Below are 25,113 nucleotides of genomic sequence, written 5' to 3'. Positions count from 1 at the left end.
CGTAAGCGATGATCACAGTGTTCGGGGAGGGCAGAGGCTTCCGGGTCGCCTGGCTGCTGGAGGAGATGGGGCTGCCGTACCGGCTCAGGGACGTGGATCTCCTGGCCGGGGTCGAGAACGATGCCGAGTTCCTGGCGATCAACCCCGCCGGCTTCATCCCCGCGATCCGCGATGGAGATGTCACGATGGTCGAGTCCATCGCGATCATGGAGTACATCCTGGGACGGTATGGGCCGTCGCCACTGGCGCCCCCACCGCAGGATGCGGCCTTTCCCGCCTATCAGCAGTTTCTTCACCTCGGCGAGGCCGGCCTCGCTGCCTCGCTCTTTTTCGTGTCGGGCGCCCGGCACCTTGCGCCGGACAGCGAACGCGACAATTGGAGCGCGCGTCAGGCGATGGACGTGTTCACGACCCGATTGAGCCTGGTGACCAGACGACTGGAGCGCGCCCCCTACATGGCGGGCGATGCGTTCACCGCGGCGGACATTTCCGTGGGCTACGCCCTCGAGATGGCGCGCAAGAACGCGGGTGTCGTGTTCGGTGATCCGGTGCAAGCCTACATGACGCGGCTGCGCGCCCGCACCGGCTATCAGCGGGCCTTGGAGACGTGCCAGGCCACGCGGCGCTGGTGGACGAGCTAGGCGAGCGTTTCGCGAGGATCGGCCATCGGTGTTGGTTGGAGCTCCTGCCGTCTCCAACGCCGTCATGTTCCGCGAAGGCGAGGGCTTTGCATAAGTCCAGCCAGATGGTTCTCTTCTGATGGAGATTCGCGGGAGAAGATCATGGCGGAGCGGCAGATCGGCCAATTGAGCTTTACCGATGACCTGGTCAGAGATGCTGTGCGCGCGAATGCCGGATTGCAGCGCGTAGCGGAGTTGGTCGATTGGAGTGCTGTCGAGGCGCTGCTGAGTGTCTTGCGCAGCGGGTCCATGGGCGCGCCAGCGTATCCTTCGCTGGCGCTCCTGAAGGCGCTGTTGCTGCAGCAATGGTATGGCCTGTCTGATCCGGGCCTTGAGGAAGCCTTGGTCGATCGGCTGTCGTTCAGGCGCTTCCTGGGGCTGTCCCTGTCCGATCGGGTACCAGATCATTCCACGCTGTGGCGTTTCCGCGAGCAACTGGCCAAGAGCGGATTGGCCGAGCGCGTCTTTGCCTTAATCACGGCGCAAATCGAGGCGTCCGGCTTTGTTCTGAAGCGCGGCACCCTAATCGACGCCTCGCTGGTCAAGTCGGCCGTCAATGCGCCCGAACCGCCGGATACTCCTTCACCTCCAGACGCCGACGGCAGACCCGCGAGCAAGCTGATCAGAAGCCCCCTCGATCCGGAAGCCGCCTGGACGAAGAAGGAAGGTAAATATTTCTTCGGCTACAAGGCGCATGTCGCAATGGATCAAGGCAGCCGCATCATTCGGCGGGCGACCTTCACGCCTGCCAATATCAACGATTCCGTACCTGCCAACGCATTGATCTGCGGAGACGAGAAGACCGTCTATGCTGACAAGGCCTATGACAGCAATGCTCGTCGCGAGAAGTTAAAGGCTCTCGGTATCCGCGATGGAATCGCACGCCGAGCCAACCGTTGGCACCCGATGCGCCCATGGATGACCCGCCGGAATGAGTTGATTTCCTATCTCCGGGCGCCGGTCGAGCCGCTGTTTGCGCTCTTGAAGAAAACCTATCGCTTTTCGCGGGCACGACACCGCGGCCTCGCCCGGAATTCGGCGGCCTTCTACCTCGCAATTACAGCCATGAACCTCAAGCGGTGGATCACCCTGCACCCTGTCTAACCCAGGTGCCGGGCCCATCGGCCCTGCATCGTCTTCGATGCTTCGAGAGCTAATCTACTCGAATAAGACATGGCCGCCCCTAGACCTTGTCGGCCCAACTTCTGCAAAGCCCTCGCTATCGCGGACGAAGACCGCAAGGGCCGACATGTCCATGAAAACGACAAGGACTTTTGGAAACGGTCGTCCAGATAGCGGGGCAGGGCAATCGCATACGGCTCGCCTGGCGATGCAGTGGATCAACTGACGGAACCATCATTTGCATCAACGTCTGCTGCGCGGCAGATGACAAGCGCTGGAGAATTCATCCGAGGCCACCGATGTCACGTGCTGCGACCGTGTTTGCACAATCATTCTTCCACGGCACACGCGCCGATTTGAGGCCCGGTGATGTGATCGCCGTCGGCTATCCCTCCAACTTCACCGAGGCGGAGCCGCTGTCCTGGGTCTACTTCACGGCGACGCTGGATGCGGCGATCTGGGGCGCCGAGCTGGCCACCGGCAGCGGCCGGGAACGAATCTATCTCGTGGAGCCCACCGGCCCCATCGTCGACGATCCGAACCTGACCGACAAGAAATTCCCCGGGAATCCGACGCGGTCATATCGATCCCGCGCGCCTTTGCGCGTCATTGCCGAGATCATCAATTGGCAGGGGCACTCACCGGATGTGGTGAAGCAGATGAAGGAGGGCGTCGCGCGCGCAATGCAAGGGGGGCCCGGCATCATCGATTGAATGACGCGGCAGCGCGGAGCATGGCGTGATTGAGCGAGAGTCGACGTTTGCGGTTGATCTCCCCCAGATTCGCTTCATTGACGACGGTCACGTGCTTGTCGGGCAAATCAGTGTTGGTCGTTCCCGCATGTGCCGGCCAAGTCGAGATCGGCAGTGTTGCGACATCCCGCCGGGGCAAATGGATTCCGCAAACTGAATCAGTGCGATGCCGAGCTGATTGCTGCGGATTAAAAAAAATGACTTTCTTTTTTTCAGAACTCGTGCATCATGCTCGCATCCTGTCTCGCCGAGAAGGGCGTAGCGCGCGATCGTCACGACACGTGAGGCAGGGATGCGGTGGCCGTGGCGTGTCGCAGCATGCGCTCAGCACATGTGGACGAACGATGCCTCACGGACGCGAAGTCGTGTGGTCCTGGCCTCCCGGTGCCGAGGTCAAGCGTGCGACGAGGGCTGTTGCCCTCGCGCGGCGCGACGGGGTCAATCAGCCGGTCCCCGAGGAGAGCGCGAAAGAAGCGTTAAGACCATCGCGCAGGGAATGCCGGTTGAAACGGCTTTGCCTGTGGTGACTGCCGCCTGCTTTTTTGCTGCAGGCGGGCCATGGGTGAGGCCTTCACCCGGCATTCCCTGCGCCTTCTCGATGTGGAGAGGGCCATCGATCGCCAGAACTCGGGCGTTGTCCGCCGCGAGATCTTGCGCGCGGGCTGCTGTTTGAAACGTGGATAGGACCCGCGCGCGCTCTGCGTCCCCCGTTGCGCGCAGCCGGCAAGCCATTCGTTCCGCATCGCTGATGAACTTTAGGTCACGCGGAACCGGAACCGCGGGCGGTCCCCGTTGTTGATCGGCAGCTCGAACGCACTGGAGGAGAGAATGATGAGGACCCGTCTTGCCGTTTCGCTCGTTGCCGCATCGCTGCTGGCCTCGGGCGCTGCCTTTGCGCAATCCACCACCGTCGAAGGTGCCGCCAATGGTGCGGCTGCCGGCGGCGCCGTTGCCGGCCCGGTTGGCGCGATGGTCGGTGGCACGGTTGGAGCCGCCGTCGGCGCCGCCGTGGAGATCCCGAATGCCGTGATCACCTCGATCCATGCGGAGCGGGCCCCGTCGGTGGTGGTGCGCGAGCGCGTCGTGGTCGGTGAGCCGCTGCCGGATACGGTCGAGCTACGTCCGGTGCCGCGCTACACCGAGTATCGCTATGCCGTCGTCAACGACCGTCGCGTGATCGTCGATCCGCGCACCCGCCGGGTGATCAAGATCATCGAGTGATCTGACGCGATCCATGCAAGGCAGGCCTCGCTGCGGCAGCAGCGGGGCCTGTCGCGCGTCAGGTCGTCTGCGGACGGAATTGGCGGGCGAGCCAGTCGAGCAGGGCGGCGGTGCCGAAGCCGACGCAGGCGGTGGCGGCGTCGACGACGAAATCCTCCAGCCGGGCATGCCGGCCGGGCGCCAGGAACTGGGCGAGCTCGAGGGCGCCGATCAGGATCACGGCGATGGCCGCTGTTCGCAGCCGATGGCTGCCATAAGCGAGCCCGAAGGTGAGACCGACCAGGACGAAGGCGAGGGCATGCTCACCATCCTGTCCGATCGTGGAATGAGGCCGATAGCTCGGGGGACCCAGCGTAGCGAAAGCGACGGCTGCGGCCAGCAGCCAGGCGGAAACTCGGAGTACGATCTTCATGATTCCTGCTTAGCATGTTCCGGGCCAGCAGCCCGGCTCACACCCGCTTGAGGTTAATGACCATCTGGTAATACGTTGCCCTCGGGTCCGGTCCATCCGATCGGTTGCCGCACGCCGAGGCCCTGCATGAAGCGTTCGCGGATCGCAGCCGGATCGCGCCGGGTGGCGCCGACACCGGGCTTGTCATCGATCCGTGCCGCGATCAGCACCGGGCCTCCGGCCGCCAGGGCCAGATCAACCAGGCGTTCGAAATCCTCCTCGTCGGCGGCCCAATGGCAACTGGCGATGCCGCAACCCGTCGCGATCGCCACGATATCGGCATGCCGTGCCGGCGTCGGCTGGCTGCCGGTGATCTGGTAGACACCATTGTCCATGACGATGATGGCCAAATTTTTGGGCGCCAGAGTCGCGATCGTGGTCAGGCAGCCCAGCTGCATCAGCAATGAGCCGTCGCCTTCGAGCGCAAACACCCGGCGTTGCGGCTGCGCCAGGGCGACGCCGAGTGCGATCGGGCAGGCCAGCCCCATGCTGCCGAGCATGTAGAAATTCTGCGGCCGCTGGCCGGCGGCCCAGAGGTCGAAATTGGTGTTGCCGATGCCGCCGATGACCGCTTCCTCCTGCGTGAGCCTGGCGACCAGCCGGCAGGTGAGGTCGAAGCGATTCATGACCTTGGTGTTGCGCGGACTGTCGTTCATGCGAACAGCTTTCCGCCGGTGAGCAAAGGCGACAGGATCAGCGCCACGGGCGCCTGCGTCGCGACCGCCTGCTTGATCGAGCGGTCGACGATGAATTCGAGCTCGTCAAGACGCGTCATGGTGTGATGCTCCATGGCCAGCGCATCGAGCACCGGGCGCATGGTCCGGCACACCAGCGACTGGCCGTAGTTGAATTCGCCGAGCGTGCCGCGCTCGGACACGACCATGATCAGCGGGATCTGGCAGGGGACGACCAGCGACGCCAGCACATTCGGCAGGGTCGCGAAGCCGGACGTCTGCATCAGCAGCGCGCCGCGCCGCCCGCCCATCCAGGCGCCGGCGAGGATGCCGACGGCTTCCTCCTCGCGCGCGGTGGCGAAGGTCGTGAAGAACGGATCGTCATGCAGCCTCTGGATCAGCGGCGTCAGCACCCGGTCGGGAACGTAAGGGATGAGGCCGATGGCGTTGCGCTTGAAGCCCTGCAGGATGATCTCGTGCCAGCTCGGTGGCGATGCGGATCGCGCCGCATCGGGTGGGGCGGCCATGGTCGTGTCTCTCCGTATCGCGCCTCTCGGGGGGATGCGCGCCGAGCTTGACGGCCGCGGACCGATTGTCAACATGCCGGCCCGGCCGGTCGGGCATCCGCCGCTCGCGTCCGAAAGCAAGAAGCAAGAACCAGGAGGTCGCTCGACCATGGCTGCGAATTCCAAGCGCGTCTTCTACGTCAAATATCTCGCGCACCCGATCTTCAGCGAGCGGCTCGCGGCCCGTCCGGATGTCCGGCTCGACCGGTTGGACAACGACAGTCCGGACGCTGATGCCGCGCCGATCATGGCGGCGGCACACGCCTACCAGATCGGCGCGGCCCGTGACGAGCTCGCGCCGCGCTTTCATGTCGATGCCGACCTGCTGCGTCGCGCGCCCAATTTGCTGATCGTGTCCAGCAACGGCGCCGGCTACGATCCGGTGGATGTCGACGCCTGCACCCAGGCGGGCGTGCTGGTCGTGAACCAGTCGGGCGGCAACGCCCACTCGGTCGCCGAGCACACGCTCGGCATGATGCTGACCCTGTCGAAGCGCATCATCCAGTCCGACCGCCGGCTGCGCCGGGAGCGCGACGTCAATCGCAACGATCTGATCGGCAACGAGGTGCAGGGCCGGGCGATCGGCATCGTCGGGCTCGGACATGTCGGCCGCCGCGTCGCCGAGCTGTGCCGGGGGCTGCTCGGGATGACCGTGCTGGCCTACGACCCCTATCTGTCGCCGGAGGAGATCGCCGCACGCGGTGCGGAGAAGGTCGAGCTCGCCGATCTGATGCGGCGCTCTGATTTCGTCTCGATCAACTGCCCGCTGACCCGCGAGAGCCGCGGCATGATCGGCCAGCGTGAATTTGCGCTGATGCAGCCGCATGCCTATTTCATCACCACGGCCCGCGGCTTCATTCACGACGAGGACGCTTTGCTGGCGGCGCTCCGCGACCAGCGCATTGCCGGCGCAGGCCTCGACGTCTGGGCCAAGGAGCCGCCGCCGCCGGAGCATCCGCTGCTGCAATTCGATAACGTGCTGGCGAGCCCGCACACTGCCGGCGTCACCAGGGAGGCGCGGCAGAACATGGGCCGGATCGCCGCCGAGCAGCTGCTCGCCGCGCTCGATGGGCAGCGGCCGCCGCGCCTGATCAATCCCGAGGCCTGGCCGCGCTACCGCGACCGGTTCCGCGCGGCGTTCGGAGTGACGCCGTCGTAGCCGCCGCAAGCCTGAGACGACGAGAAGATTTTATGTGTCCGAAGCTGCAATGCAGCAATGAACATTCTCTCCGAGGCGGCTCCGACGCGCTGCCCATTGCTATTTTCCCGGCGGTCTCGACAGCCGGGAGCATGCTGATCATTTTCCCAGGAGCGCCATGAGCTTAAGCCTGAAATCTGGCTCGGCGCCGAAGGGAAATCGGTCCGATGCGCCGCCTGAATTCTTTGTTGAAGGCCACTCAAAGCCGCGTCCGGCGGGCCGTCTCGACCTTCGTCGCCATCGCCGCGGCCAGTCTTCCGTCAGCCGGGGCGTGAGCTCGGTTCCGCTGTTCCATCAAATATTTGGCTCGGTTGCTTCATATCGGTGAACAGCCGCTTCGCGACCGCGCTAACATGGTCTCAACCACTGCTGAACAGCGGGGAGACTCATGTCGCATTACCTCGTTCACTTCATGAAGGACGTGCTCGGCGAGAACGGCCGCCAGAGCGAGATTTGCCAGTGTACGCTGGAAGTTGAAGCCGAAACCGAAGGCCAGGCCGCCGAGATCGCCAAGACGAAATTCTGCGAGCAGCAGTCGTTGCGCGACTGGTCGTTGCACGCCGATCGCATCCAGGTGAAGGCTGCCGATTTTCCATCCTGACCCGCAGGCCATCCTGACCCGCAACCTCAGCGGCTCGCTCCCGCCGGCGCCTCGGTCGTGCCGGAGCCGAGCGAGCGCTGCACCATGACCGTGTCGGACCATCGGCCATAGCGGTAGGCGACCCCGGGCAGCAGGCCGACGCGAACGAAGCCGAACCGCTCGTGGATGCTGAGCGAGGCCGTGTTGTCGGCGTCGATATAGCCAATCATCTGCCGATATCCCGCGGCGGCGGACGCGTCGATCAGCGCCTGCATCAATAGCCGGCCGACGCCGCGGCCGAGATGCTCATGATGGACATAGATCGAGTGCTTGACCGCGAAACGGTAGGCCGGCCGCTTCCTGAACTGGACGACATAGGCATAGCCCACCACCTCGCCGCGGAACGTCGCGACCAGATGCGGCAGGCGGTGATTGCGCAGGTTCTTGCGCCGCTGCTTGAGATCGTCGGGCTCAGGCGAGCCGGAATTGGCGGCGCTGTCCTCGACCCCCCGGCGGATATGCCGCCGGTAGATCGCCAGCATGGCCTCGATGTCCTCGTCGCGTGACGGCCGGACCAGCACCGGCGGTTCGGTTTCGAGCACGGAAACGGGATTGTCCATCGTTCGAATTACTCTGCGCAAACATAGGTATGGAGCCGAATCCGGCCAGCTTCGTCGATCTCCTTGTACAATCCCTGAATCTCGACGTCGAAGCCCGGAAACGTGTTGAAGGCGCGTTCGAACATCTTGAGGTAATCGATCATCGGCCGGGCGCGGTCGGACAGCCGCTCGCCAGGGACGATCGTGGCAATCCCCGGCGGATACACCACGAAGGGCGTCGTGGCGATGCGTCCGGAGATCTGGTCGATCGGCAGATAATCGACCTCGTTGCGCATCAGCGCACGTGCCGCCTCGCGCGGCGACATCGCGATCTCGGGCAGATGCTGCGGCTGGAACTGCATGGCCTGCAGCGCGCTCACCTCGGCCTCGCGGTAGAACCGGTGCATCTCGCCGCAGAGGTCGCGCAGCCGCACCTTGCCGTAGCGGCCGAAGCGGCGCCGGGTGAACTCGGGAATGGCGTCCTCCAGCAGCACATTGTCGTCGTGCAGCCGCTTGAAGGCGACGAGCCCGCTGATCAGCGTGCCGGCCTTGCTGGCCTCGACGCCGGGGGTCAACAGGAATAGCAGCGAGTTGAGGTCGTTCTTCTCGGCGACGATACGGTTCTCGCGCAGATACTGCGCGACAACGGGCGCGGGGATGCCGTGGTCGGCGTAGCCGCCGGTGGTGCGGTCGAAGCCGGGCGTGAGCAGCGTGAGCTTGTTCGGATCGGTCATGGCGAAGCCGGGCGCGAGATCCGGAAAGCCGTGCCATGCTTCGCCCGGCGCGAGCTGCCACAGCGCGGCGTCGGTCGCGAGCTGGTCGGTCGAGATCGCCTCCCAGGCCACGTCGTGCCGTCCGCCCGGGCTGGCGGCGTCGGGGATCGACACCCGGTCCGGCACGAACGGCTCGAAGAACCAGCGCCGCGCCGGATCCTTCTCCTTCTCCTCGAATTCCCGGCGCATCGCCCTGATCTTCTTGCGCAATTCGATCCCGAGCCGGATCGTGTCGTCCCACAGGACTTCGCCGGAGCGGCCCTTCATCATCTGCGCGCCGACGTCGAGGGAGGCGAACAGCGGATAGAATGGCGACGTCGAGGCGTGCTGCATGAAGCTTTCGTTGAAGCGGCGATGCTCGACCCGGCGGCGCTGACCCTTGATGTGGCGATCCTTGATGTGGATCTGCGACGCCTGCGAGAAGCTCGCGAGCTGCTTGTGGGTCGATTGCGTGGCGATGATGCCGGGGGCGTCGGGCCCGAGCTCGGCAAGACCCATGGCGAAACGGCCCGCATAGAGCGGGTGGAATTTCATGAAGCCCGCCCAGGCCTCGTCGAACATGATGTAGTCGCACAGATGGCCGATGCGCTGCAGGATCATCTCGGCGCTGTGGATCGTGCCGTCATAGGTGCACTGCTCGACAATGGCGACGCGGAACGGTCGCTCCTTGCGCCAGGCCTCGGGGTCCTTCACCAGCGGGTTGTCGCGGATCTGCTGCCGCAACCGCTCCTCGTCGAGCAGATCCCAGCGCATCGGCCCGATCAGCCCCCAGGCATTGCGGACGGTGGGAACATAGATCGGAACGCCGCCGGAGATCAGCAGCGCGCCATGATGGGCGGCCTTGTGATTGTTGCGGTCGAACAGCACGAGGTCGCCGTCGGTCACCAGCGCGCCCAGCACCACCTTGTTGGAGGTCGAGGTGCCGTTGAGGACGAAATAGGTCTTCTCGGCGCCGAAGATCTGCGCCGCCTCCTTCTGTGCGCGCAGCGCCGGGCCCTCATGGGTCAGCAGGTCGCCGAGATCGAGCACGGAATTGTCGAGGTCGTCGCGGAACACGGCTTCGCCGAGATGCTCGACGAAGATCCGGCCGATCGGGCTGCGGCTGTAGAACACGCCGCCATTATGGCCGGGGCAGGTCCAGAGCTGGTTGCCTTCCTCGGCATAGTCGACCAGCGTGCCGAAGAACGGCGTCTTCAACGTCTCGGCATATTGCTTCAGCCGGCTGATCAGGTTCTTGGCGATGAACGCCGGCGTTTCCTCGGACAGGAACACGTAGCCGTCGATGAAGTCGAGCACCTCGACCGGGAGGTCCTCGAACCGCTTGCGGCGAATCAAGAGGATGATCGGGAAATCCAGGCCGCGCCGCCGCATCAGGTTGATCAGCGCCGCCGTCTTGCCCTCCAGCCCCTTCTTGCCCCAGTCCACCACCATGCAGCCGATCGCGGCGTCGGTCTGCACCGCGATCTCGGCATCCTCCAGCTTGCGGGCGCGCACGACCTCGAAACCGGAGCGCTGGATCTCCTCGATGATCTGGTTGAAGCGGAGGCCGGCGAGATCGTCGGTCTCGAACACGGGTGCGGCGAACAGGAAGGTGAAGCGGCGGAAGTATTCCATGAGAGTCTTTCGGCTGGGTGGGCAGCCACCTGTCGACGGCTTCGATGACAATGGGATGACAATCGGGCCGTCTCCGGGTGACGGTTCTGCCGATGGCCTCGCTTTGTTCGTATTCTGCACCTTGAGCACGATTGCGCCCTGGCGCTTGTCTTGATCCTGTCGCAGTGGCAATCGTCCCAACGCTGAGCGACCCGAAAGGACCCATCGTGCTCCCTGATTGGATCTCCCTCGATTGTGCCGCGCCGTCCGAGAGCCATCGGCGGGCGGCCCTGGCGCGCCAGGCGCAGCTGACCAAGCCGCTCGGTGCGCTTGGCCGGCTGGAAGAGGTGGCGGTCGAGCTGGCGGCGCTGCAGGCGACGGACCACCCAGGTGCCGAGCGGGCGCCTGTCGTGCTGTTCGCTGGCGATCACGGGATCGCGGCGCAGGGGGTCTCGGCCTATCCGCCGGAAGTCACGGTGCAGATGCTTCGCAACTTTGCCGGGGGAGGCGCGGCGATTGCGGTGCTCGCCCGTCAACTCAACTGCCCGCTCGATGTGGTCGATGTTGGCACGCTGGCGAGCGATGCCGTTCCTGGCGTGGTGGCCGACAAGACGCGCCGCGGCACGCGCGACTTCAGTGTCGAGCAGGCGCTCACGCCGGAGGAGGTTGCCTTCGCCTGCGACGCCGGACGCCGCGCGCTGGCGCGGCAGGCCGATCATCAGCCGCAGCTCGTGATCTTCGGCGAGATGGGGATCGGCAACACGACATCAGCCGCAGCGATCGCCGCCGCGCTGCTGTCCTGCGCGCCGGCCGACATCGTCGGCAGCGGCACGGGTCTCGACGCCGATGGGCGCGCCAAGAAGGCCGCCGTCATTGCCGCAGCCCTGGCGCGGCATGGACTGACATCGGACGCGGCGGTAGCGGACATCCTGGCCGCCGTCGGCGGCTTCGAGATCATCGCAATGGCCGGCGCCATGATCGCCGCCGCGCAGCGGCGTTGGCCGGTGCTGGTCGATGGCTTCATCGTCTCGGTCGCGGCGCTCGCGGCCGCCAGGCTCAATCCGTCGTGCCGTCCCTGGCTGCTGTTTTCGCACCGCTCGGCCGAGCGCGGCCACGCTTGCGTGCTCGAGGCGCTCGGCGCCAATCCGCTGATCGATCTCGACCTCAGGCTCGGGGAGGCCTCCGGCGCCGCCACCGCGCTGCCGATCATCCGGCTCGCCTGCGCACTGCATAACGGCATGGCCACCTTCGCGGAGGCCGCCGTCTCGGGACGCGACGCGTGATGAGGATTGATCTGCTGCGGCACGGCACGACCGGGCGCGACGGTTATCTCGACGGCCGCACCGACCCGCCGCTCACGGATGACGGCTGGGACCAGGTCAGGCGGCAGACCGCGAGCCGGATGTGGCGCGGCGTCGTGAGTTCGCCCTTGGCACGCGCGCGTGCGGCGGCCGAGGACTATGAGCGGCAGACCGGCTGTGCGTTGGAGATCGATGGCGATTGGCGCGAGCTCCACTTCGGTCGCTGGGACGGACGGAAGCGCAGGGACATTGCCGCCGAGGCCGGCGGAGCCGACTTGCTTGCCGCGTTCTACGCCGATCCCGTAGTTCCGGCGCCTGAGGGCGAGAGTTGGGCCGACCTGCAGGCGCGGGTGGCGCGCGCCGTCGACCGTGTTCTGACCCATTCAGGGGCGGGGCCGGTTCTGGTGGTCAGCCATGGCGGTGCGATCCGGGCCGCGCTATCGCATTTGCTTGGCTGGCCCTTGCCTCAGCTGTGGAGCTTGCGGATTCAGCCCGGCACCCGCATCACGCTCGAAGCCGGGCGGGGGGCGGACGGCGCGCCCTGGGGCGAAATCGTCGAGATCATCCAGCCATGAGTTTGCGTGACTTCTGGATCGCATTGCAGTTCATGACGCGCCTGCCGACGCCGCGCGTCGTCGAGTCCCGGCCGGACGATCTCGCGCGGGCGTCGCTGTGGTTTCCGGCCGCAGGGATGGTGATCGGCGCGTGCCTGGCCCTGATCGCCCGGTTTTTCCAAAGCGCCGATCCATGGATCGTCGCGCTTGCCGTGGTCGTCGCCTGGATCTGGATCACCGGCGCGCTGCATCTCGACGGTCTCGGCGATGTCGCCGACGCGTTCGGCGCCGCGCATGGCAAGCCCGAGCGCTTCATCGCCGTGCTGGGCGATCCTCATGCCGGCAGCTTCGCGGTGGTGGCCATCAGCCTGCAGATCGCCGCCAAGCTGGTGCTGCTCGCCGAGCTGGCGACGGGGCCGACCGGCTGGGCTCTCGTGCTGATCCCGGCCTGGGCGCGCCTGGGCACGTTGGTCTGGAGCAAGATGCTGGTGTCGTTGAAGCCGGGGCTGGGTGCGAGTGTGACGAACCGCGCGGGCTGGAATGTCATCGCCGGATGGAGCGTCGTCCTGGCGATCGGCGCGCTTGCCGGCGCGGTCCCGAGCTTGCTTGCCATCGCGCTCATCCCGGCCGTCGCAGTCTATTGGCAATGGCGGCTCGGCGGCATCACCGGCGACTGTCACGGCGCCAGCATCGAGGTAACGGAGACGCTGCTGCTCGCCGCCTGCGTGCTGGGCTAAAGCGCCCAGACTATACGGGTTTCGACGTTCGGAATTCCGCCAATTGTGGCATGCGCCGAACTGGTCGCTGGAGCGCGCTGACTAGAGCTCCTGAAGCGGAGGAAGGGCCGGAAGTCGCCGGCCGAGCAGCAGCAATAAATCTCATCAAGTCAATGGAGTAGCTACCGCAAAGCGGTGGAAACGCGGCGTGGGCCCCCTGATTGAGCTTGCCGCCGAGCACAACGCATGGGACGTTACCAGGGTAGCCTAAAATGAGAACGGTTGTGTGCCTGTGAGCGCAGCCATGGTCTCGCCCGAACTGGAAGCCTTACCTAAATGCTCTTTGTGCATCTCTCTGACATCCATTTCAGAAAGACCGAGATCGGGCAGCCGGACGATCCGAACCTCGCGTTGCGCAGCGATATCATTCGCGACGTGCGGCGAATGCGGAAAGAGATCGGTAGGCCGGCTGACGGCATCCTGCTGACGGGAGACGTCGCCTTTGCCGGTCGTGCGGAGGAGTATGCCTTCGCCTACGCGTGGCTGGAAGAGAGGCTTTGCCCGGAGGCTGGATGTAAGATCGACGACGTTTTCGTGATCCCCGGCAATCACGACGTTGACAGAAACGCCGAGAAGGACATTGCGCAGAGCATGGCCCGTGAAGCCCTCCGTGCGGCGCCGGCCAAGGACGTGAACGGCTACCTCAGGCAATGGTTGCGCAGCAAGCTCGCCTCGAGCGTGATCTTTGGGCCGATCCAGGAATACAACAGGTTTGCGGCCAAGTTCTTGTGCCTGCTGAAGCCTTATATCGACAACGACGGAACAGAAGACCTCGCCGCACGACCATTCGCTCGACGCGATCTCCCCCTGAACGATGGTTCAACGCTGCGCATCTGGGGGTTCAACACCGTCCTAGTGTCGGATATCACGGACGCAAAGGAACGCATGCTGATTGATCCTGCCGCCAGTCAGATTGAGGAAGAGGACGGCGTCTGCCATATGGTAATGGCCCATCACCCGTTCGAATGGATTAAGAACGGCCGGGACTTCCAGGATCGGTGCGAGAAGATCGCGCAGATACAATTGTTCGGCCACGAACACACGCGGCGCGTTGACGAAGGAAAACATTTCCTGAGAATCCGAGCCGGCGCGATGCACCCGGACCGTGACGAGCGCGACTGGAAGCCGGGCTACAACTGGATCGACGTGTCGGTCAATGGGGTCCACGATAAACGTAAGCTTGTTGTCAAGGTGTGGGTGCGTCAATTCGAGACGAATGATTTCTTGGCCGTCCCCGACCGGAAGGGAAATCTGGTCTGGGAGAATGCGTACGACTTACCGGATTGGACGGCGCCGAAAATCCCTGCCGCTGAAACTGCGAAAACGGAAGTGCGTGCGCCAGTGCTGGAGTCCTCCGCTATGACGACATCAGCCCCGCTGCCGCCGACCATCAGGAGCGTGACGATCAAGCTGTTTAAGTTGAAGGAGCACGAACAGCGTCGGGTGATCACGTTGCTTGGTCTCGACAGGCCGAATGATCGGGAAATGAAGGATTACGAACTCGTCGTCGCCGCCGTGAAGAGAGGCGACGCGCTGGGGGTACTTTCCGAAATGGAACGCCTCGTTGATAGGACGTTGGCAGGGGAGCCGCTCCGATGACTGCTGAATTCGACTTCATTCAATATTACAGAGATCTCGACGAGGGGGCTTCCCGCAATGTCGTCGAGGCAAGGCAGAAGAGTTTCGAGAAGCTGTCGTCATCGATCGACAACATGGGACAGATCTACGATCTTTGCCGTCTCGCGTATCAGGTTGAGCCCTTCCCCGAACGTCCATGGTTCGAGGACCCCGTTCGGGAATTCGATCCGCATTTCGTCGCTAGCAAGGATAAGGTCGATGCCGGGCGGATCGCCGCGTTGCTTCTTCGGCAGCGGATGGCGTCAGCGGGATCCTATGCGCCGCTGGCGATCCTTACGACCTCATACTGCGGTCGAAGGCATTCCGCCGACGGAGATGTTCTGACGACGAAGGCAAACGAAGCATTCGTCGCCGCGGTCCGTAATCACAGGATCTCTAGCGGAGCGAAGTTGGGGCCGGCGCCGAAGCTCAAAGCGATTACGACGGAAATCGACACGGTGAACAGCCACAACCCGCTGCCCGGCAGCATTGCCAAGGCCGCGATCGACGCGGCCATGGCGTCGACCGACGCCGCGATCAAAGCGCTATCTGATAGCGCCCGTGGCCCTCTGGACTCTGCGCGTAGCGATATCGTGCGGCTCTCCGAAGAAGTCGACATGCTGTGGTGGTGCATCGGAGACTGGCACGAACTGCTTGAAAAGCCGCGTACGGAAACGGCGGTTGGATTGAAGATGGTGATATCTGGCATCGAACTCGGGGCGATGGTCCGCCAATTGCCTGGCCCCTACGGGGCCCACGGAATCCTGAGGAGGATCTCGGGGGCTGAAGCCGACGGCAAGTCGAATTTAAGGGCAGCGATCAGATCGCTGTCCCAGGAGGATGCGTCCAAACTTTTCAAGGACATTCCGCAGACATCCAAACCCCTGTTCCCCGTCCACGCGGCTATCCAGTTCGTTGCACAACTCGGCCCGGTCGCTTGGGAAGCGGAATTCGCAAAGGTCGCGCCCGACATCGCGGTCGCGAAGATGTCGCCCTTCGAACTCGGCATTCAGGCGTTTCGCGAGCGTGCGCTGCTTGGACATGGCGGAATCAACTGATGAACGCGGCGGCGCCGATCTGCAATTACACCGGTTGCAAGGTCCAGATCGACGGCAAGTGTTCGCTCGGCCGGGATCCGGTCGAGAGCTGCGAGAACTATGCAGCCGATGTTGAAGCGACCGAAGCATTGGACGAGCAGGAGGAACCGAGAACCGTACCGCCGGTCCAGATCTGGGCCAGCGACAAGATGCTTCTTGCGGATTACTCAGCTCTATCAAGGCGACGTCGACTTAGGACAGTGGCGCTCGTGGGAGAGGAGAAGGTCGGCAAGACGACCTTGCTCTGCTCGATTTATGCGATGTTCTGCAAGGGGCCGTTCGCCGATCTGACGTTCACCGGCAGCGAGACATTGCTCGGGTTTGCCAAGCTTCAAGCATTCACGTTGCTGAGTTCCGGTCGCTCCTCGCCGACAGTACCGCGAACGAGCAGGCGTGATCCGCTGGCGTTCTTCCATCTTGCCCTTGCGCGCAGCCGTGGACATGTCGTCGATCTGGTGATCGCTGATCGGTCCGGAGAAGCATACACGGCCGCTCGGACCTCCACCGATCTCATTGGGACACTTGAAGAATTCCGCCTAGCTGACCGGGTCTGCTTCCTGCTCGACGGAGAACGGCTTGCGTCGAAGAACGATCGGACGGCCTACACCCGGAATTTTCGGCAAATGATCAACGCGCTTCATGACAACGGCGCTCTTGTCCGCGCCAATGCCGTCGAGATACTTTCGACGAAGCTGGACATCACGCGCCGCAGCGACGCCGCGGACATCGGCTTCTTAAGCGATTTCCAGGCCCGTCTGGTATCCGATTTCACCAAAAAGGGCCTCGCTATTTCGTCGCACGAAATCTGCGCTCTGCCGAAAGCGGACCGCACGGTCGGTATCATCGGGCTCGACGATCTGGTCCGGCGCTGGACGCAGCCCCTTCCGCTTCCTGACGTGGCGCCGCTTCCCGTTGCCGACGCGCCCCGTCAGATCGATCGGTTGCTGTCAAAGACTGCAAGAGGTTAGTGATGGATAGACGCTGCATGGTTTTCGGCATCCAGGCATCGGGCAAGACCACCTTCGCGGCCGCTCTATGGCATCTGGTGGATAGCGAAGAGATTCCCACGGCCCTGACCAAAGGGAAGCACGTCGGCGATTTCACCTATCTGCAGGAGATTTCCGGATCTTGGGCTGAAGGCTACGAAGTCGAACGCACGAAGCTGCAACAGGTCGAGCCCATCCGGGTGAACCTGCTGCACGCGGCGTCGGACAACGAGATGGTGTTGGAGTTCGACGATCTGTCGGGCGAGACGCTAGAGCAGGCCTTTGCGACGAGATACTGTCCAGAGACGTTTGTTGAGATAGTCAAAAGGGCCGAAGGCATTCTCCTGTTCCTCAGTGCGAATCGGAAGACCGACGACGCGGTGACTATACTGGACGTATTCGATGCGGAAGAGGATGCGGCGCAAACAGCGGCGGATCCCAACCATTGGGAGCCGAAGAAGGCTCCGTTGCAGGTCCAATTGGTGGATCTCCTCCAATGTCTGCAGCGTCCGCCTTTCGAGGCGAAGCCAATGAAGGTAGCTCTTGTGGTCTCGGCCTGGGATCTGGTGCCTGAGGGAACCACAGACGCTGAGAAGTGGTTGAAGGACCGCTATCCTCTCCTCTCGCAGTACCTTCATAATGCTGATGGCATACTGGACCTGAGGGTCTACGGCGTATCGGCACAGGGAGGGCGGCTGTCTAAGAAGAAAGATGGGCCGGGACCCGATCGCGAGGAACTGCTGGCGATCGTGCCGGCAAGTAAGCGAATCCGCATTGTCGGGCCCGAGGTCGCCGAGCACGACATTACCCGCCCCTTGCTTTGGCTGGCGGATTTGGAGTCTCCCGTTTGAACGCCGCCTCGCGCGATACCATTGACCAGGCTCTGTTCGGCTATGCGGAGGGCCATCGACAAATTGCGTCGTCCGTTCGCTTGCCTCCGAAGGATCTCTACCTTCTCAGCGCTGCGAGCGATCTCGCCAGCGGAGCTCTCCTCGGCGAAGGCGATAGTTACCTGTCCGGACTGCCTTTGCCAGAATCCCGAAGATACGCCCTGTTCCGGACCTGGGCTGCCCCAGAGATGCCGCGCCCAGGTTGCGTGTGGAGCCACGTGCTCTTGCTTGGCCCCAAATTATCTGCTTCCATTCCGGCGCTCTCGGAAGTCCTGCCGTTTTTCCGTCGGCCAGTGGCAGACGATACGTCGTCCTACGGAGACCCGCTCGACATTTCATTCTCACAGGTCGTCGAGCCCGGCAGCGCCGATCTGATTTCGGAGATCATATCCAGCTACTATACGATTGGGCGAGCGACCCTCTCGCCCGACAGCGGCAAATCCTGTGAAATAGAAAATGCCGTTCTGGCTGTCTGGTCCCAACAATGGCCGCGCCTCAGATCGTCGTTCTCATTCTGCACGGCAACGTTGAACGAAAATCGCCGAATGGAGCAGAACGACTACAACGTTCAAGTCGCTCCGCGTGACGAAGCGGCCACGACCAACCGCGAAAGATGGGTTTCTTACGCGGCCGCCGACGCAGCGCTCAACAAAGTGACTCCGCTACGGCGCTTTTTGTGGCGCTACGGTCGCGACATCTCGGCCTCTCGGCGTCAGTATCAGATGATCGTAGATTTGTATCTGGGTTCCGATGGCGCAGACGTCCTCTCGTCGGATGCAGCCTTCGAGGTATTTCGGGTTCTACCGGATCCTTCGGACGGCGCAGTACTCAAGCGAGACATCCTCGGGATCGGCCCGAGCTCGCCGCGCCTCATCGTCGCAATTTCCGCTGTTGATCTCCTGCAGCTTCTGACTTCGTCGGCACTTCCAGAAGTCCCAACTCCTGCTCAGGTTGGAGCCAGGCTCGGTGAATTGTCTTCGCGGGAGATCGGCTCCGTCGCCTGCTACTACGCGGCGAACAAGGGACCGTTGTCGCCCTGGAAGGAGGAAATCCTCGGGGCTATCGTGACGCTGGCCGATAAGTCGTCCGTCACGACGGAATACCCGAGCGACATGATCGCTGACGTCCTGCTCGCGCGTGAAGATCTTGTCGACGCCGACACTCTCCCGCTCGTCTCAAATGACGTTCTGCCGCTGCTTATCAGGGAAGAGTCGTCTTTTTCCTTGGCTCGGGCCGTGATGAAGGAGATGGTCCGGCGGGATATGGGTGATCTCGAAGACGCGATGATCTTCTCGCGTCCCGAACTGGTCTTCCAGTCCTCAGTCGAGGCCTACTGCGAGAACCGGCTTCATAGATCGTGGTTGGCTCGCCTGTCCCACCGGGTTGGTACAATCCTTGCCGCCGATTGGATGTCGCAGTTGAAGACTACGAAGGAATTCGCAGCAGCCATTTCAATTCTCCGCTACCCGCGTTACCTTGCGAAGGGTAGTGAAGAGATCGCGCAACGTCTGTTAGATATGGCCGACGACGTGCAAGGCGACGAGCGTACGACCATGCAGGCTGTCTTGCTTAGGAGCGCAATCGATGAAGGATCCACACAAAGCTGGAACCTGATTTCAATCGTTCTGCCCGAGCTCCGGGTGGTTATCATCAACGCGGGCCTCTCGCGGACAGCGGAGTTGATACTTATCAACGACCTGCCGCACTTCTATTCGGCAGCCTATTGGGACCTCAATAAACGGATCCTTTTGAGCTTGTCGAAACTGTACGCTGCCGCCGCAAATCGCGAGGTGCTGGACCGGTTAACCCTTACTCCCAGCGAGATAGAGCTCGTCTTGTTCGGAGAGGAGCGCAGCTCCAGGAACCCCTTCTCGAAAATCTTTCCTTGGCTTTAGAAAGCCAAGGGTCCTGCCTCATTATACTTCGCCAACCTGATGGTTGCCGGCTCTTAGGAGGCGACCTGCTCGGCCCAAGTATCCAGCGATGCGTCGGCCCTGCGGAAAAGCGCTTCCCGGGCTAGCCGGCGTCGCCGAGCGCCTGCGCCAGGCGCTGCCACGCGGCTTCATCACCGGGGAGGCCGAAGCGCAGCCAGTTCGGCTGCGCCGGGAAGCGCCTGACATGGATGCCGCGGCGGGCCAGCCGCTCGGCGATGTCAGTCGCGTGGGCCGAGGCGACCAGCCGGAACAACGGCGTGCCGCCGATGGCGAGGCAACCGGCCTTGGACAGCAGTCCGTCGATGCGCGCGCAGTCCTTGACCAAGCGGGCGCGTGTCTGGTGCAGCCACGCTTCATCGGCCAATGCGGTCATCCCGATGGCGAGCGCCGGTCCCGACACCGCCCACGGCCCGAGCTGCTCGCGCAGCTGCTGTGCGATGTCGTCGGCGCTGATCGCAAATCCAAGCCGGACGCCGGCAAGGCCATAGACCTTGCCGAACGAGCGCAGCACGATCGTCGCCGGCGGCAGGTCCGCCGCCAGGCTCGCGTCCGCGGGATAGAGATCGATGAAGGCTTCGTCGACGATCAGCAGGCCATCCCGCCGACGCAGCGTGGCGGCCAGGCTGACCAGCGTCTCGCGCGCCAGCAGCCGCCCGGTCGGATTATTGGGATTCACCACCACCGCCACATCGGCGTCGGCCAGTTTGCCGACATCATCAGTCAGGCCGACGCGATGGCCACCGCCGCGCCAGCACCGCGCGTGCTCCTCATAGGTCGGCGCGAGCACGGCGACGGTCGAGCGCGGGCGCAGCCGCGGCAGGATCTGCAGCAGCGCCTGTGTGCCGGGAGCAGCCACCATCTGCTCAGGCGCGTCGACGCCGTAGCGCGCGGCGGCCGTCGCGCGGAGCGCGCGCTCCTCGGAGGCGGCCGGCAAGCGCTGCCACGAGGTGGGCGGGATCGATGGCACCGGATAGGGCACGGGATTGATGCCGGTGGACAGGTCGATCCAGGGGCGCCGCGCATCGGGGTAGCGACGGCTGATGGCATCGAGATCGCCGCCGTGAACGATCGCTTCCGGCGGGGTCTGCTGCGTGCTAGTCGCTCTGTCGTCCATGTTTGTCCTTCAGCGGAGAGCGATGTTCGTCTCACTCGCGCTCGCGGCGCTCCTCATCGAGGCTGTCGTCGGTTATCCCCAAATCCTGGTGCAGCGGGTCGGTCATCCGGTCATGTGGATCGGCGCGCTGATAGCATGGGCTGACCGCCGCTGGAACGGGGCCGACGCGCGCTTCGCCGTGCGCCGGGCTCGGGGCATCGGGCTGGTCGCTCTGCTGGTCCTGGGGATGATGGCGATCGGCCTGGCCGCGACATCGGCCGTGCAGGCCGTGTTCGGCGCGCCGGCCGCAACGATGATCCTGGCTGTGTTGGCGAGCAGCCTGCTGGCCCAACGTAGCCTCGATACTCACGTCGCTGCGGTCGCTGAGGGATTGGAGAGAGAGGGGCTCGACGGCGGTCGCCGCACGGTGGCGATGATCGTCGGACGTGATCCCGAGCGGCTGGATGAAGCCGGCGTGGCGCGCGCCGCGATCGAGAGCCTCGCCGAGAATTTTTCGGATGGAATCGTTGCGCCGCTGTTCTGGCTTGCAGTCGGCGGGCTCCCGGGCATCTTGATCTATAAGGCGGTGAATACGGCCGACAGCATGATCGGTCATCTCTCCGAGCGCCACCGCGCCTTCGGCTGGGCGGCGGCGAGGCTCGATGATCTCATCAACCTGCCGGCGTCCCGGTTGTCGGCGGTGTGGCTTGCCGGTGCGGCGGCGGTCGTTCCCGGAGCCTCCTGGCGTGCCGCGCTGCAGACGGTCGGACGCGATGCCTCCAAGCATCATTCGCCCAATGCCGGCTGGCCAGAAGCCGCAATGGCCGGCGCGCTGGGGCTGCGGCTGGCAGGGCCGCGCGTCTATGATGGTGAAACGGTTGCGGATGCATGGATGGGTGAGGGACGGTCGGCTTTGGACGCGGGCGATATCAGGCAGGCGCTGCGGCTTTATCGGACCGCGTGCCTGATCCAGGGCATCGTCGTCGCTGCGCTGGCCGTCGTCGTGGTCATGTGATCGCGCGCGGCACGCGCGCGAGATCCAGAATGCGGTCGACATCGACATAGCGTTCGAGATGCGCCGCGAGCGCATCCAGGGTCGCATCGACATCGGAGTCATAGGACAGGCCGCTTGCGGTGGTGCCGAGACCGCGCAGCCAATGCGCGCGCAGGCGGTCATCGGCGAACAGGCCATGCACATAGCAGCCGGCGATCTGGCCGCCAGCCGCAACGGCCCCATCGCGGCGGCCGTCGGAGAACACGAGGAAGGGATTTTGTGCGGCTGGACCGTCGGTGCGGCCGATATGCATCTCGTAGCCGCGGAAGGGCGCCTCGTCTTGAGTCAATCTGCCCTCGACGTCGCGCAGGGCCTTGTCGTCCGTCAGCGTCGTTTCGAGGTCGAGCAGCCCAAGTCCGGCGACCGTGCCTGGCGCGCCTTCATGGCCGTCGGGATCGCTGATCATGCGCCCCAGCATCTGATAGCCACCGCAGATGCCGAGCACGCGGCCGCCGCGGCGCAGATGCGCCCGCAGATCGATGTCCCAGCCCGCCTCGCGCAAGGCGGCAAGGTCGGCGATCGTCGCCTTGGAGCCCGGCAGGATGACGACGGCTGCGTCTCCCGGAATCGGCGTGCCCGGCCTGAGGAATTGCAGGTCGACGCCGTCCTCCAGCCGCAACGGATCGAACTCGTCGAAATTGGAGATCCGGGGATAAGCGAGCACGGCGACCTTTGGCCGGTTTCCGCTCCGCACTCCGACCCCGGGCAGTCCGAGTGCATCCTCCGCCGGCAGACGGCGCGCATCGGCAAAATGCGGAATGAGCCCGAGCGATGTCCATCCGGTTCTGGTCGCAATCTCGCTCATGCCCGAGGCAAACAAGGCGGGATCACCGCGGAACTTGTTGACCAGGAAGCCCGCGACGAGCGCGGCATCGTCGGGCGCGAGCACAGCCCGGGTGCCGACAAGGCTCGCAATGACGCCGCCGCGATCGATGTCACCGATCAGCACCACGGGAATCTGTGTTGCCCGCGCAAAGCCCATATTGGCGATGTCGCCGGCACGCAGGTTGATCTCCGACGCCGAGCCCGCGCCTTCCACCAGCGCGATGTCGGTATCGGCGACCAGCTGATGAAAGCTATCAAGCACGGCCTTCATCAACTGCGGCTTCATGGCCTGATAGGCGGACGCCTTGGCATTGCCGATCACGCGGCCCTGGACCACGACCTGCGAGCCGATCTCGCTCTGCGGCTTCAAGAGCACCGGGTTCATGTGCACCGTCATCGGCCGCCGCGACGCGCGCGCCTGCAGCGCCTGGGCGCGGCCGATCTCGCCGCCATCGGCGGTGACGGCGGCATTGTTCGACATGTTCTGCGGCTTGAACGGCGCCACCTTCAGCCCGCGCGAGGTCAGCGCCCGCGCGAGCCCGGCGACGATCAGAGACTTGCCGACGTCGGAGCCGGTGCCCTGGAACATGATGGCGCGTGCGGGCATGGACTAGTACTCGATGCCTTCCTGCGCCTTCACGCCGGCCGCGAAGTGATGCTTGACGAGGTTCATCTCGGTGACGAGATCGGCGGCCTCGATCAGCTCCGGCTTGGCGTTGCGGCCGGTGATGACGACGTGCAGATCGGGCCGGCGCCCGGCCAGCGTTGCGACCACGTCGCCGATCGGCAGATGGTCATAGCGCAAGGCGATGTTGAGCTCGTCGAGGATCAGCAGCCGGATTGACGGATCGGCCATCAGCTCCTTCGCCTTGCCCCAGGCACGCTCGGCCGCGGCGACGTCGCGCGCGCGATCCTGCGTCTCCCAGGTGAAGCCTTCGCCAAGCGTGTGCCACGACACCTGATCGCCGAAGCGTTCGATCGCCTTGCGCTCCCCGGTCTCCCACGCGCCCTTGCCGAACTGCACGACGCCGACGCGAAAGCCGCGGCCCAGCGCGCGCAGCATCAGGCCCCAGGCTGCGGTCGACTTGCCCTTGCCTTTGCCGGTGTGGACGATCAGCAGGCCCTTCTCGACGGTCTTCGACGCCACCTCAGCATCCTGAACCGCCTTGCGATTTTCCATCTTGGCCTTGTGGCGGGCATCCTCGGCGCTCTCGGTCATCGGCAAATCCCTTTCATGTCCAAGTCCGGTCTAAGCCCGGTTCATTTCAAGATCAGTGGCAGTCCCGCCGCCATCAGAATCACCCGATCGGCCGCCGCTGCGACGTCCTGGTTCAGCCGCCCCTGCGCGTCGCGGAATGCGCGCGCCAGCGCATTGTCCGGGACGATGCCGAGACCGACCTCATTGGAGACGACCACGATCGGACCGGACGCTGCAGCGAGCGCATCGATGAGATCGGCGCAGCAAGCCGCGACATCCATCTCGGCGAGCATCACATTGCTGAGCCAGAGTGTCAGGCAGTCGATCAGCAGCGGCATGCGCGAGCCGGAATGGCCGCGGACCACAGCGGGGAGATCATGGGTGGTCTCCCGCGTCTGCCATCCCGCCACGCGCCGCGCCTTGTGCTGCGCGATGCGCGCGGTCATCTCATCGTCGAAGGCCTGCGCGGTCGCAACATAGATCCAGGGCGGCGGATTCGTCGTCACCAGCGCCTCAGCATGGCGGCTCTTGCCCGAGCGCGCGCCGCCGAGCACCAAGGTCAGGCGCGGCTGGGCGGGGGGCGGCGGGGCAGGGTCCATGGGGACGATTCCGATTGACGGGCTTTGGCGCGACCCGTATCTAACAGGATGACGGTTCTCCGAAAGGAGAGATTTAGGGAACACGGTGCGGGTTCTGAACCCAAGGCCGTGGCTGCCCCCGCAACTGTAATCGGCGAGTGTGAGGCCAAGACACCACTGGGAAACCGGGAAGGTGGTTTCACGCAGCGACCCGAGAGCCAGGAGACCTGCCGTCGACATTGCTGTTGGCCGACCCGTCGCGCGGGGAGTCGCGATGCTGGTTTGATCCCGCCGGGATGGGCGGGGTGCCGTCGGATGCAGCGCATCGTCCGGCCCTCTGGGGAGCCGGCAAGCGACGGAGATGGCCATGAAGTTCAACCGCACTGCGTCCTTAGCGCTCGCGAGCCTTGTCCTGCTCGCAGCCGAGCCCGCCTTTGCCCATCACATGATGGGCGGCAAGCTGCCGCAGACCTTCGCGCAAGGTCTGTTGTCCGGTCTCGGTCATCCCGTCATCGGGCTCGATCATCTGGCGGCCATCGTGGGCGCCGGCATCGTTGCGGCGCTGCTCGGGCGCGGCTTTGCACCGGTGCTCGCCTTCACCACCGCAATGATCGCTGGCGTCGGTCTGCATCTGGCCAAGGCCAACATTCCGGCCGCCGAGCTGCTGGTCGGTCTTTCCACCGCGGTGGTCGGCCTCCTGGTCGTGATGCGCGGCCAATTCGGCGTGCTGCCCGTCGCGGCTCTGTTTGCTCTGACCGGCCTCGTGCACGGCTATGCGCTGGGTGAGTCGATCGTCGGCGCCGAAAACACCCCGCTCCGGGCCTATTTCGCCGGCCTGCTCGTGATCCAGACCCTGATCGCGGCGGGAGCATTCCTGGGCACGAAGGCGCTGTCCGCGAAGGCCGACACGCTTGAGCCAATCGCGCTGCGCGTCGCGGGCGCCGCCATCGTTCTGGTGGGCGGTGTCGCGGCGGCGACGGCGGCCGGCGTGATCGGCTGAT

25 protein-coding genes and 1 riboswitch are annotated in these 25,113 nt (G+C 64.4%); of the genes, 16 read left to right on the top strand and 9 right to left on the bottom strand.

From position 1 onward, the window contains the following. Positions 1-8: 8 nt before the first annotated feature. The 4 genes from ACVIJ6_RS34635 to ACVIJ6_RS34620 all read left to right on the top strand — a co-directional run bounded on the left by ACVIJ6_RS34635 (position 9) and on the right by ACVIJ6_RS34620 (position 3,775). A complete protein-coding gene (locus ACVIJ6_RS34635) occupies positions 9-641 on the top strand; it encodes a glutathione S-transferase family protein (protein WP_456776413.1) in 633 nt (210 codons plus the stop codon). A 141-nt stretch (positions 642-782) separates the two neighbouring features. Further along, positions 783-1,784, top strand: coding sequence for an IS5 family transposase (locus tag ACVIJ6_RS34630; protein ID WP_456772279.1), 1,002 nt, complete (start codon positions 783-785; stop codon positions 1,782-1,784). Between the two features lie 317 nt (positions 1,785-2,101). Beyond that, the gene (gene arr, locus ACVIJ6_RS34625) at positions 2,102-2,515 is read left to right on the top strand and encodes an NAD(+)--rifampin ADP-ribosyltransferase (protein ID WP_456777144.1); all 414 of its coding nucleotides are present in this window, start codon (positions 2,102-2,104) and stop codon (positions 2,513-2,515) included. Positions 2,516-3,385: 870 nt separating this feature from the next. Then, on the top strand, positions 3,386-3,775 hold the full coding sequence (locus ACVIJ6_RS34620) for a DUF1236 domain-containing protein (protein ID WP_456776412.1): 390 nt from the start codon (positions 3,386-3,388) through the stop codon (positions 3,773-3,775). A 58-nt stretch (positions 3,776-3,833) separates the two neighbouring features. Here ACVIJ6_RS34620 and ACVIJ6_RS34615 read toward each other — a convergent pair whose 3' ends face one another. The 3 genes from ACVIJ6_RS34615 to ACVIJ6_RS34605 are packed head-to-tail and all read right to left on the bottom strand — an operon-like array spanning position 3,834 to position 5,427. Continuing rightward, the gene (locus ACVIJ6_RS34615; protein ID WP_456776411.1) at positions 3,834-4,187 is read right to left on the bottom strand and encodes a VanZ family protein; all 354 of its coding nucleotides are present in this window, start codon (positions 4,185-4,187) and stop codon (positions 3,834-3,836) included. A gap of 53 nt (positions 4,188-4,240) precedes the next feature. Then, the gene (locus ACVIJ6_RS34610) at positions 4,241-4,882 is read right to left on the bottom strand and encodes a thiamine pyrophosphate-dependent enzyme (protein ID WP_456776410.1); all 642 of its coding nucleotides are present in this window, start codon (positions 4,880-4,882) and stop codon (positions 4,241-4,243) included. Then, a complete protein-coding gene (locus tag ACVIJ6_RS34605) occupies positions 4,879-5,427 on the bottom strand; it encodes a thiamine pyrophosphate-binding protein (protein ID WP_456776409.1) in 549 nt (182 codons plus the stop codon). Before ACVIJ6_RS34605 ends, ACVIJ6_RS34610 begins: the two co-directional genes overlap by 4 nt. 148 nt (positions 5,428-5,575) lie before the next feature. On the opposite strand from ACVIJ6_RS34605, the gene ACVIJ6_RS34600 reads away from it, so the two are divergent. Further along, positions 5,576-6,625, top strand: coding sequence for a hydroxyacid dehydrogenase (locus tag ACVIJ6_RS34600; protein WP_456776408.1), 1,050 nt, complete (start codon positions 5,576-5,578; stop codon positions 6,623-6,625). 427 nt (positions 6,626-7,052) lie between these two features. After that, positions 7,053-7,265: a hypothetical protein gene (locus ACVIJ6_RS34595; protein ID WP_456776407.1), complete on the top strand. Its 213-nt coding sequence runs from the start codon at positions 7,053-7,055 to the stop codon at positions 7,263-7,265. 26 nt (positions 7,266-7,291) lie between these two features. On the opposite strand, the gene ACVIJ6_RS34590 is transcribed toward ACVIJ6_RS34595, so the two are convergent. Then, positions 7,292-7,864 (bottom strand): N-acetyltransferase family protein, encoded by a 573-nt coding sequence (locus ACVIJ6_RS34590; RefSeq protein ID WP_456776406.1) that lies wholly within the window; start codon positions 7,862-7,864, stop codon positions 7,292-7,294. A gap of 8 nt (positions 7,865-7,872) precedes the next feature. Next, positions 7,873-10,230, bottom strand: coding sequence for an Orn/Lys/Arg family decarboxylase (locus tag ACVIJ6_RS34585; protein ID WP_456776405.1), 2,358 nt, complete (start codon positions 10,228-10,230; stop codon positions 7,873-7,875). 206 nt (positions 10,231-10,436) lie between these two features. Between ACVIJ6_RS34585 and cobT the strand changes: the two genes are divergently transcribed. From cobT to ACVIJ6_RS34545, 8 genes are all read left to right on the top strand, one after another. Then, positions 10,437-11,492: a nicotinate-nucleotide--dimethylbenzimidazole phosphoribosyltransferase gene (gene cobT / locus ACVIJ6_RS34580; RefSeq protein ID WP_456776404.1), complete on the top strand. Its 1,056-nt coding sequence runs from the start codon at positions 10,437-10,439 to the stop codon at positions 11,490-11,492. Further along, positions 11,492-12,085: a histidine phosphatase family protein gene (locus ACVIJ6_RS34575; protein ID WP_456777143.1), complete on the top strand. Its 594-nt coding sequence runs from the start codon at positions 11,492-11,494 to the stop codon at positions 12,083-12,085. Before cobT ends, ACVIJ6_RS34575 begins: the two co-directional genes overlap by 1 nt. Continuing rightward, positions 12,082-12,801 carry an adenosylcobinamide-GDP ribazoletransferase gene (locus tag ACVIJ6_RS34570; protein ID WP_456776403.1) on the top strand — a complete coding sequence of 240 codons (720 nt, stop codon included), beginning with the start codon at positions 12,082-12,084 and terminating at the stop codon, positions 12,799-12,801. The genes ACVIJ6_RS34575 and ACVIJ6_RS34570 overlap by 4 nt, the downstream gene beginning before the upstream one ends. A gap of 315 nt (positions 12,802-13,116) precedes the next feature. Then, entirely contained in the window at positions 13,117-14,439 is a 1,323-nt protein-coding gene (locus ACVIJ6_RS34565) for a metallophosphoesterase (RefSeq protein WP_456776402.1), read from the top strand. After that, on the top strand, positions 14,436-15,515 hold the full coding sequence (locus tag ACVIJ6_RS34560; RefSeq protein WP_456776401.1) for a GTPase-associated system all-helical protein GASH: 1,080 nt from the start codon (positions 14,436-14,438) through the stop codon (positions 15,513-15,515). Before ACVIJ6_RS34565 ends, ACVIJ6_RS34560 begins: the two co-directional genes overlap by 4 nt. Continuing rightward, on the top strand, positions 15,515-16,522 hold the full coding sequence (locus tag ACVIJ6_RS34555) for a TRAFAC clade GTPase domain-containing protein (protein ID WP_456776400.1): 1,008 nt from the start codon (positions 15,515-15,517) through the stop codon (positions 16,520-16,522). Before ACVIJ6_RS34560 ends, ACVIJ6_RS34555 begins: the two co-directional genes overlap by 1 nt. Positions 16,523-16,539: 17 nt before the next feature. After that, positions 16,540-17,391, top strand: a complete 852-nt coding sequence (locus tag ACVIJ6_RS34550) for a TRAFAC clade GTPase domain-containing protein (protein ID WP_456776399.1) — start codon at positions 16,540-16,542, stop codon at positions 17,389-17,391. Continuing rightward, a complete protein-coding gene (locus ACVIJ6_RS34545) occupies positions 17,388-19,325 on the top strand; it encodes a GAP1-N1 domain-containing protein (protein WP_456776398.1) in 1,938 nt (645 codons plus the stop codon). Before ACVIJ6_RS34550 ends, ACVIJ6_RS34545 begins: the two co-directional genes overlap by 4 nt. 121 nt (positions 19,326-19,446) lie before the next feature. Here the strand turns inward: ACVIJ6_RS34545 and cobD are convergent, their stop codons facing one another. Then, positions 19,447-20,478, bottom strand: a complete 1,032-nt coding sequence (cobD, locus tag ACVIJ6_RS34540) for a threonine-phosphate decarboxylase CobD (protein ID WP_456776397.1) — start codon at positions 20,476-20,478, stop codon at positions 19,447-19,449. Positions 20,479-20,500: 22 nt separating this feature from the next. On the opposite strand from cobD, the gene cbiB reads away from it, so the two are divergent. Further along, positions 20,501-21,472 carry an adenosylcobinamide-phosphate synthase CbiB gene (gene cbiB, locus ACVIJ6_RS34535; RefSeq protein WP_456776396.1) on the top strand — a complete coding sequence of 324 codons (972 nt, stop codon included), beginning with the start codon at positions 20,501-20,503 and terminating at the stop codon, positions 21,470-21,472. Here cbiB and ACVIJ6_RS34530 read toward each other — a convergent pair. Genes ACVIJ6_RS34530 through cobU form a run of 3 tightly spaced genes read right to left on the bottom strand, consistent with a single transcriptional unit; the run spans position 21,465 to position 24,133 of the window. Further along, positions 21,465-22,943: a cobyric acid synthase gene (locus ACVIJ6_RS34530; RefSeq protein ID WP_456776395.1), complete on the bottom strand. Its 1,479-nt coding sequence runs from the start codon at positions 22,941-22,943 to the stop codon at positions 21,465-21,467. The genes cbiB and ACVIJ6_RS34530 overlap by 8 nt on opposite strands. 3 nt (positions 22,944-22,946) lie before the next feature. Continuing rightward, positions 22,947-23,555, bottom strand: coding sequence for a cob(I)yrinic acid a,c-diamide adenosyltransferase (gene cobO / locus ACVIJ6_RS34525; protein ID WP_456776394.1), 609 nt, complete (start codon positions 23,553-23,555; stop codon positions 22,947-22,949). Between the two features lie 41 nt (positions 23,556-23,596). Then, on the bottom strand, positions 23,597-24,133 hold the full coding sequence (gene cobU / locus ACVIJ6_RS34520) for a bifunctional adenosylcobinamide kinase/adenosylcobinamide-phosphate guanylyltransferase (RefSeq protein WP_456776393.1): 537 nt from the start codon (positions 24,131-24,133) through the stop codon (positions 23,597-23,599). Between the two features lie 35 nt (positions 24,134-24,168). After that, positions 24,169-24,361: riboswitch (cobalamin riboswitch) on the top strand. 118 nt (positions 24,362-24,479) lie between these two features. On the opposite strand from cobU, the gene ACVIJ6_RS34515 reads away from it, so the two are divergent. Next, positions 24,480-25,112: a HupE/UreJ family protein gene (locus ACVIJ6_RS34515; RefSeq protein ID WP_456776392.1), complete on the top strand. Its 633-nt coding sequence runs from the start codon at positions 24,480-24,482 to the stop codon at positions 25,110-25,112. Position 25,113 lies beyond the last annotated feature (1 nt).

This window comes from Bradyrhizobium sp. USDA 4369, from assembly GCF_054056435.1.
Note: the sequence above shows the minus strand (reverse complement) of the source record. Positions and strands in the feature narration are given on the sequence as shown.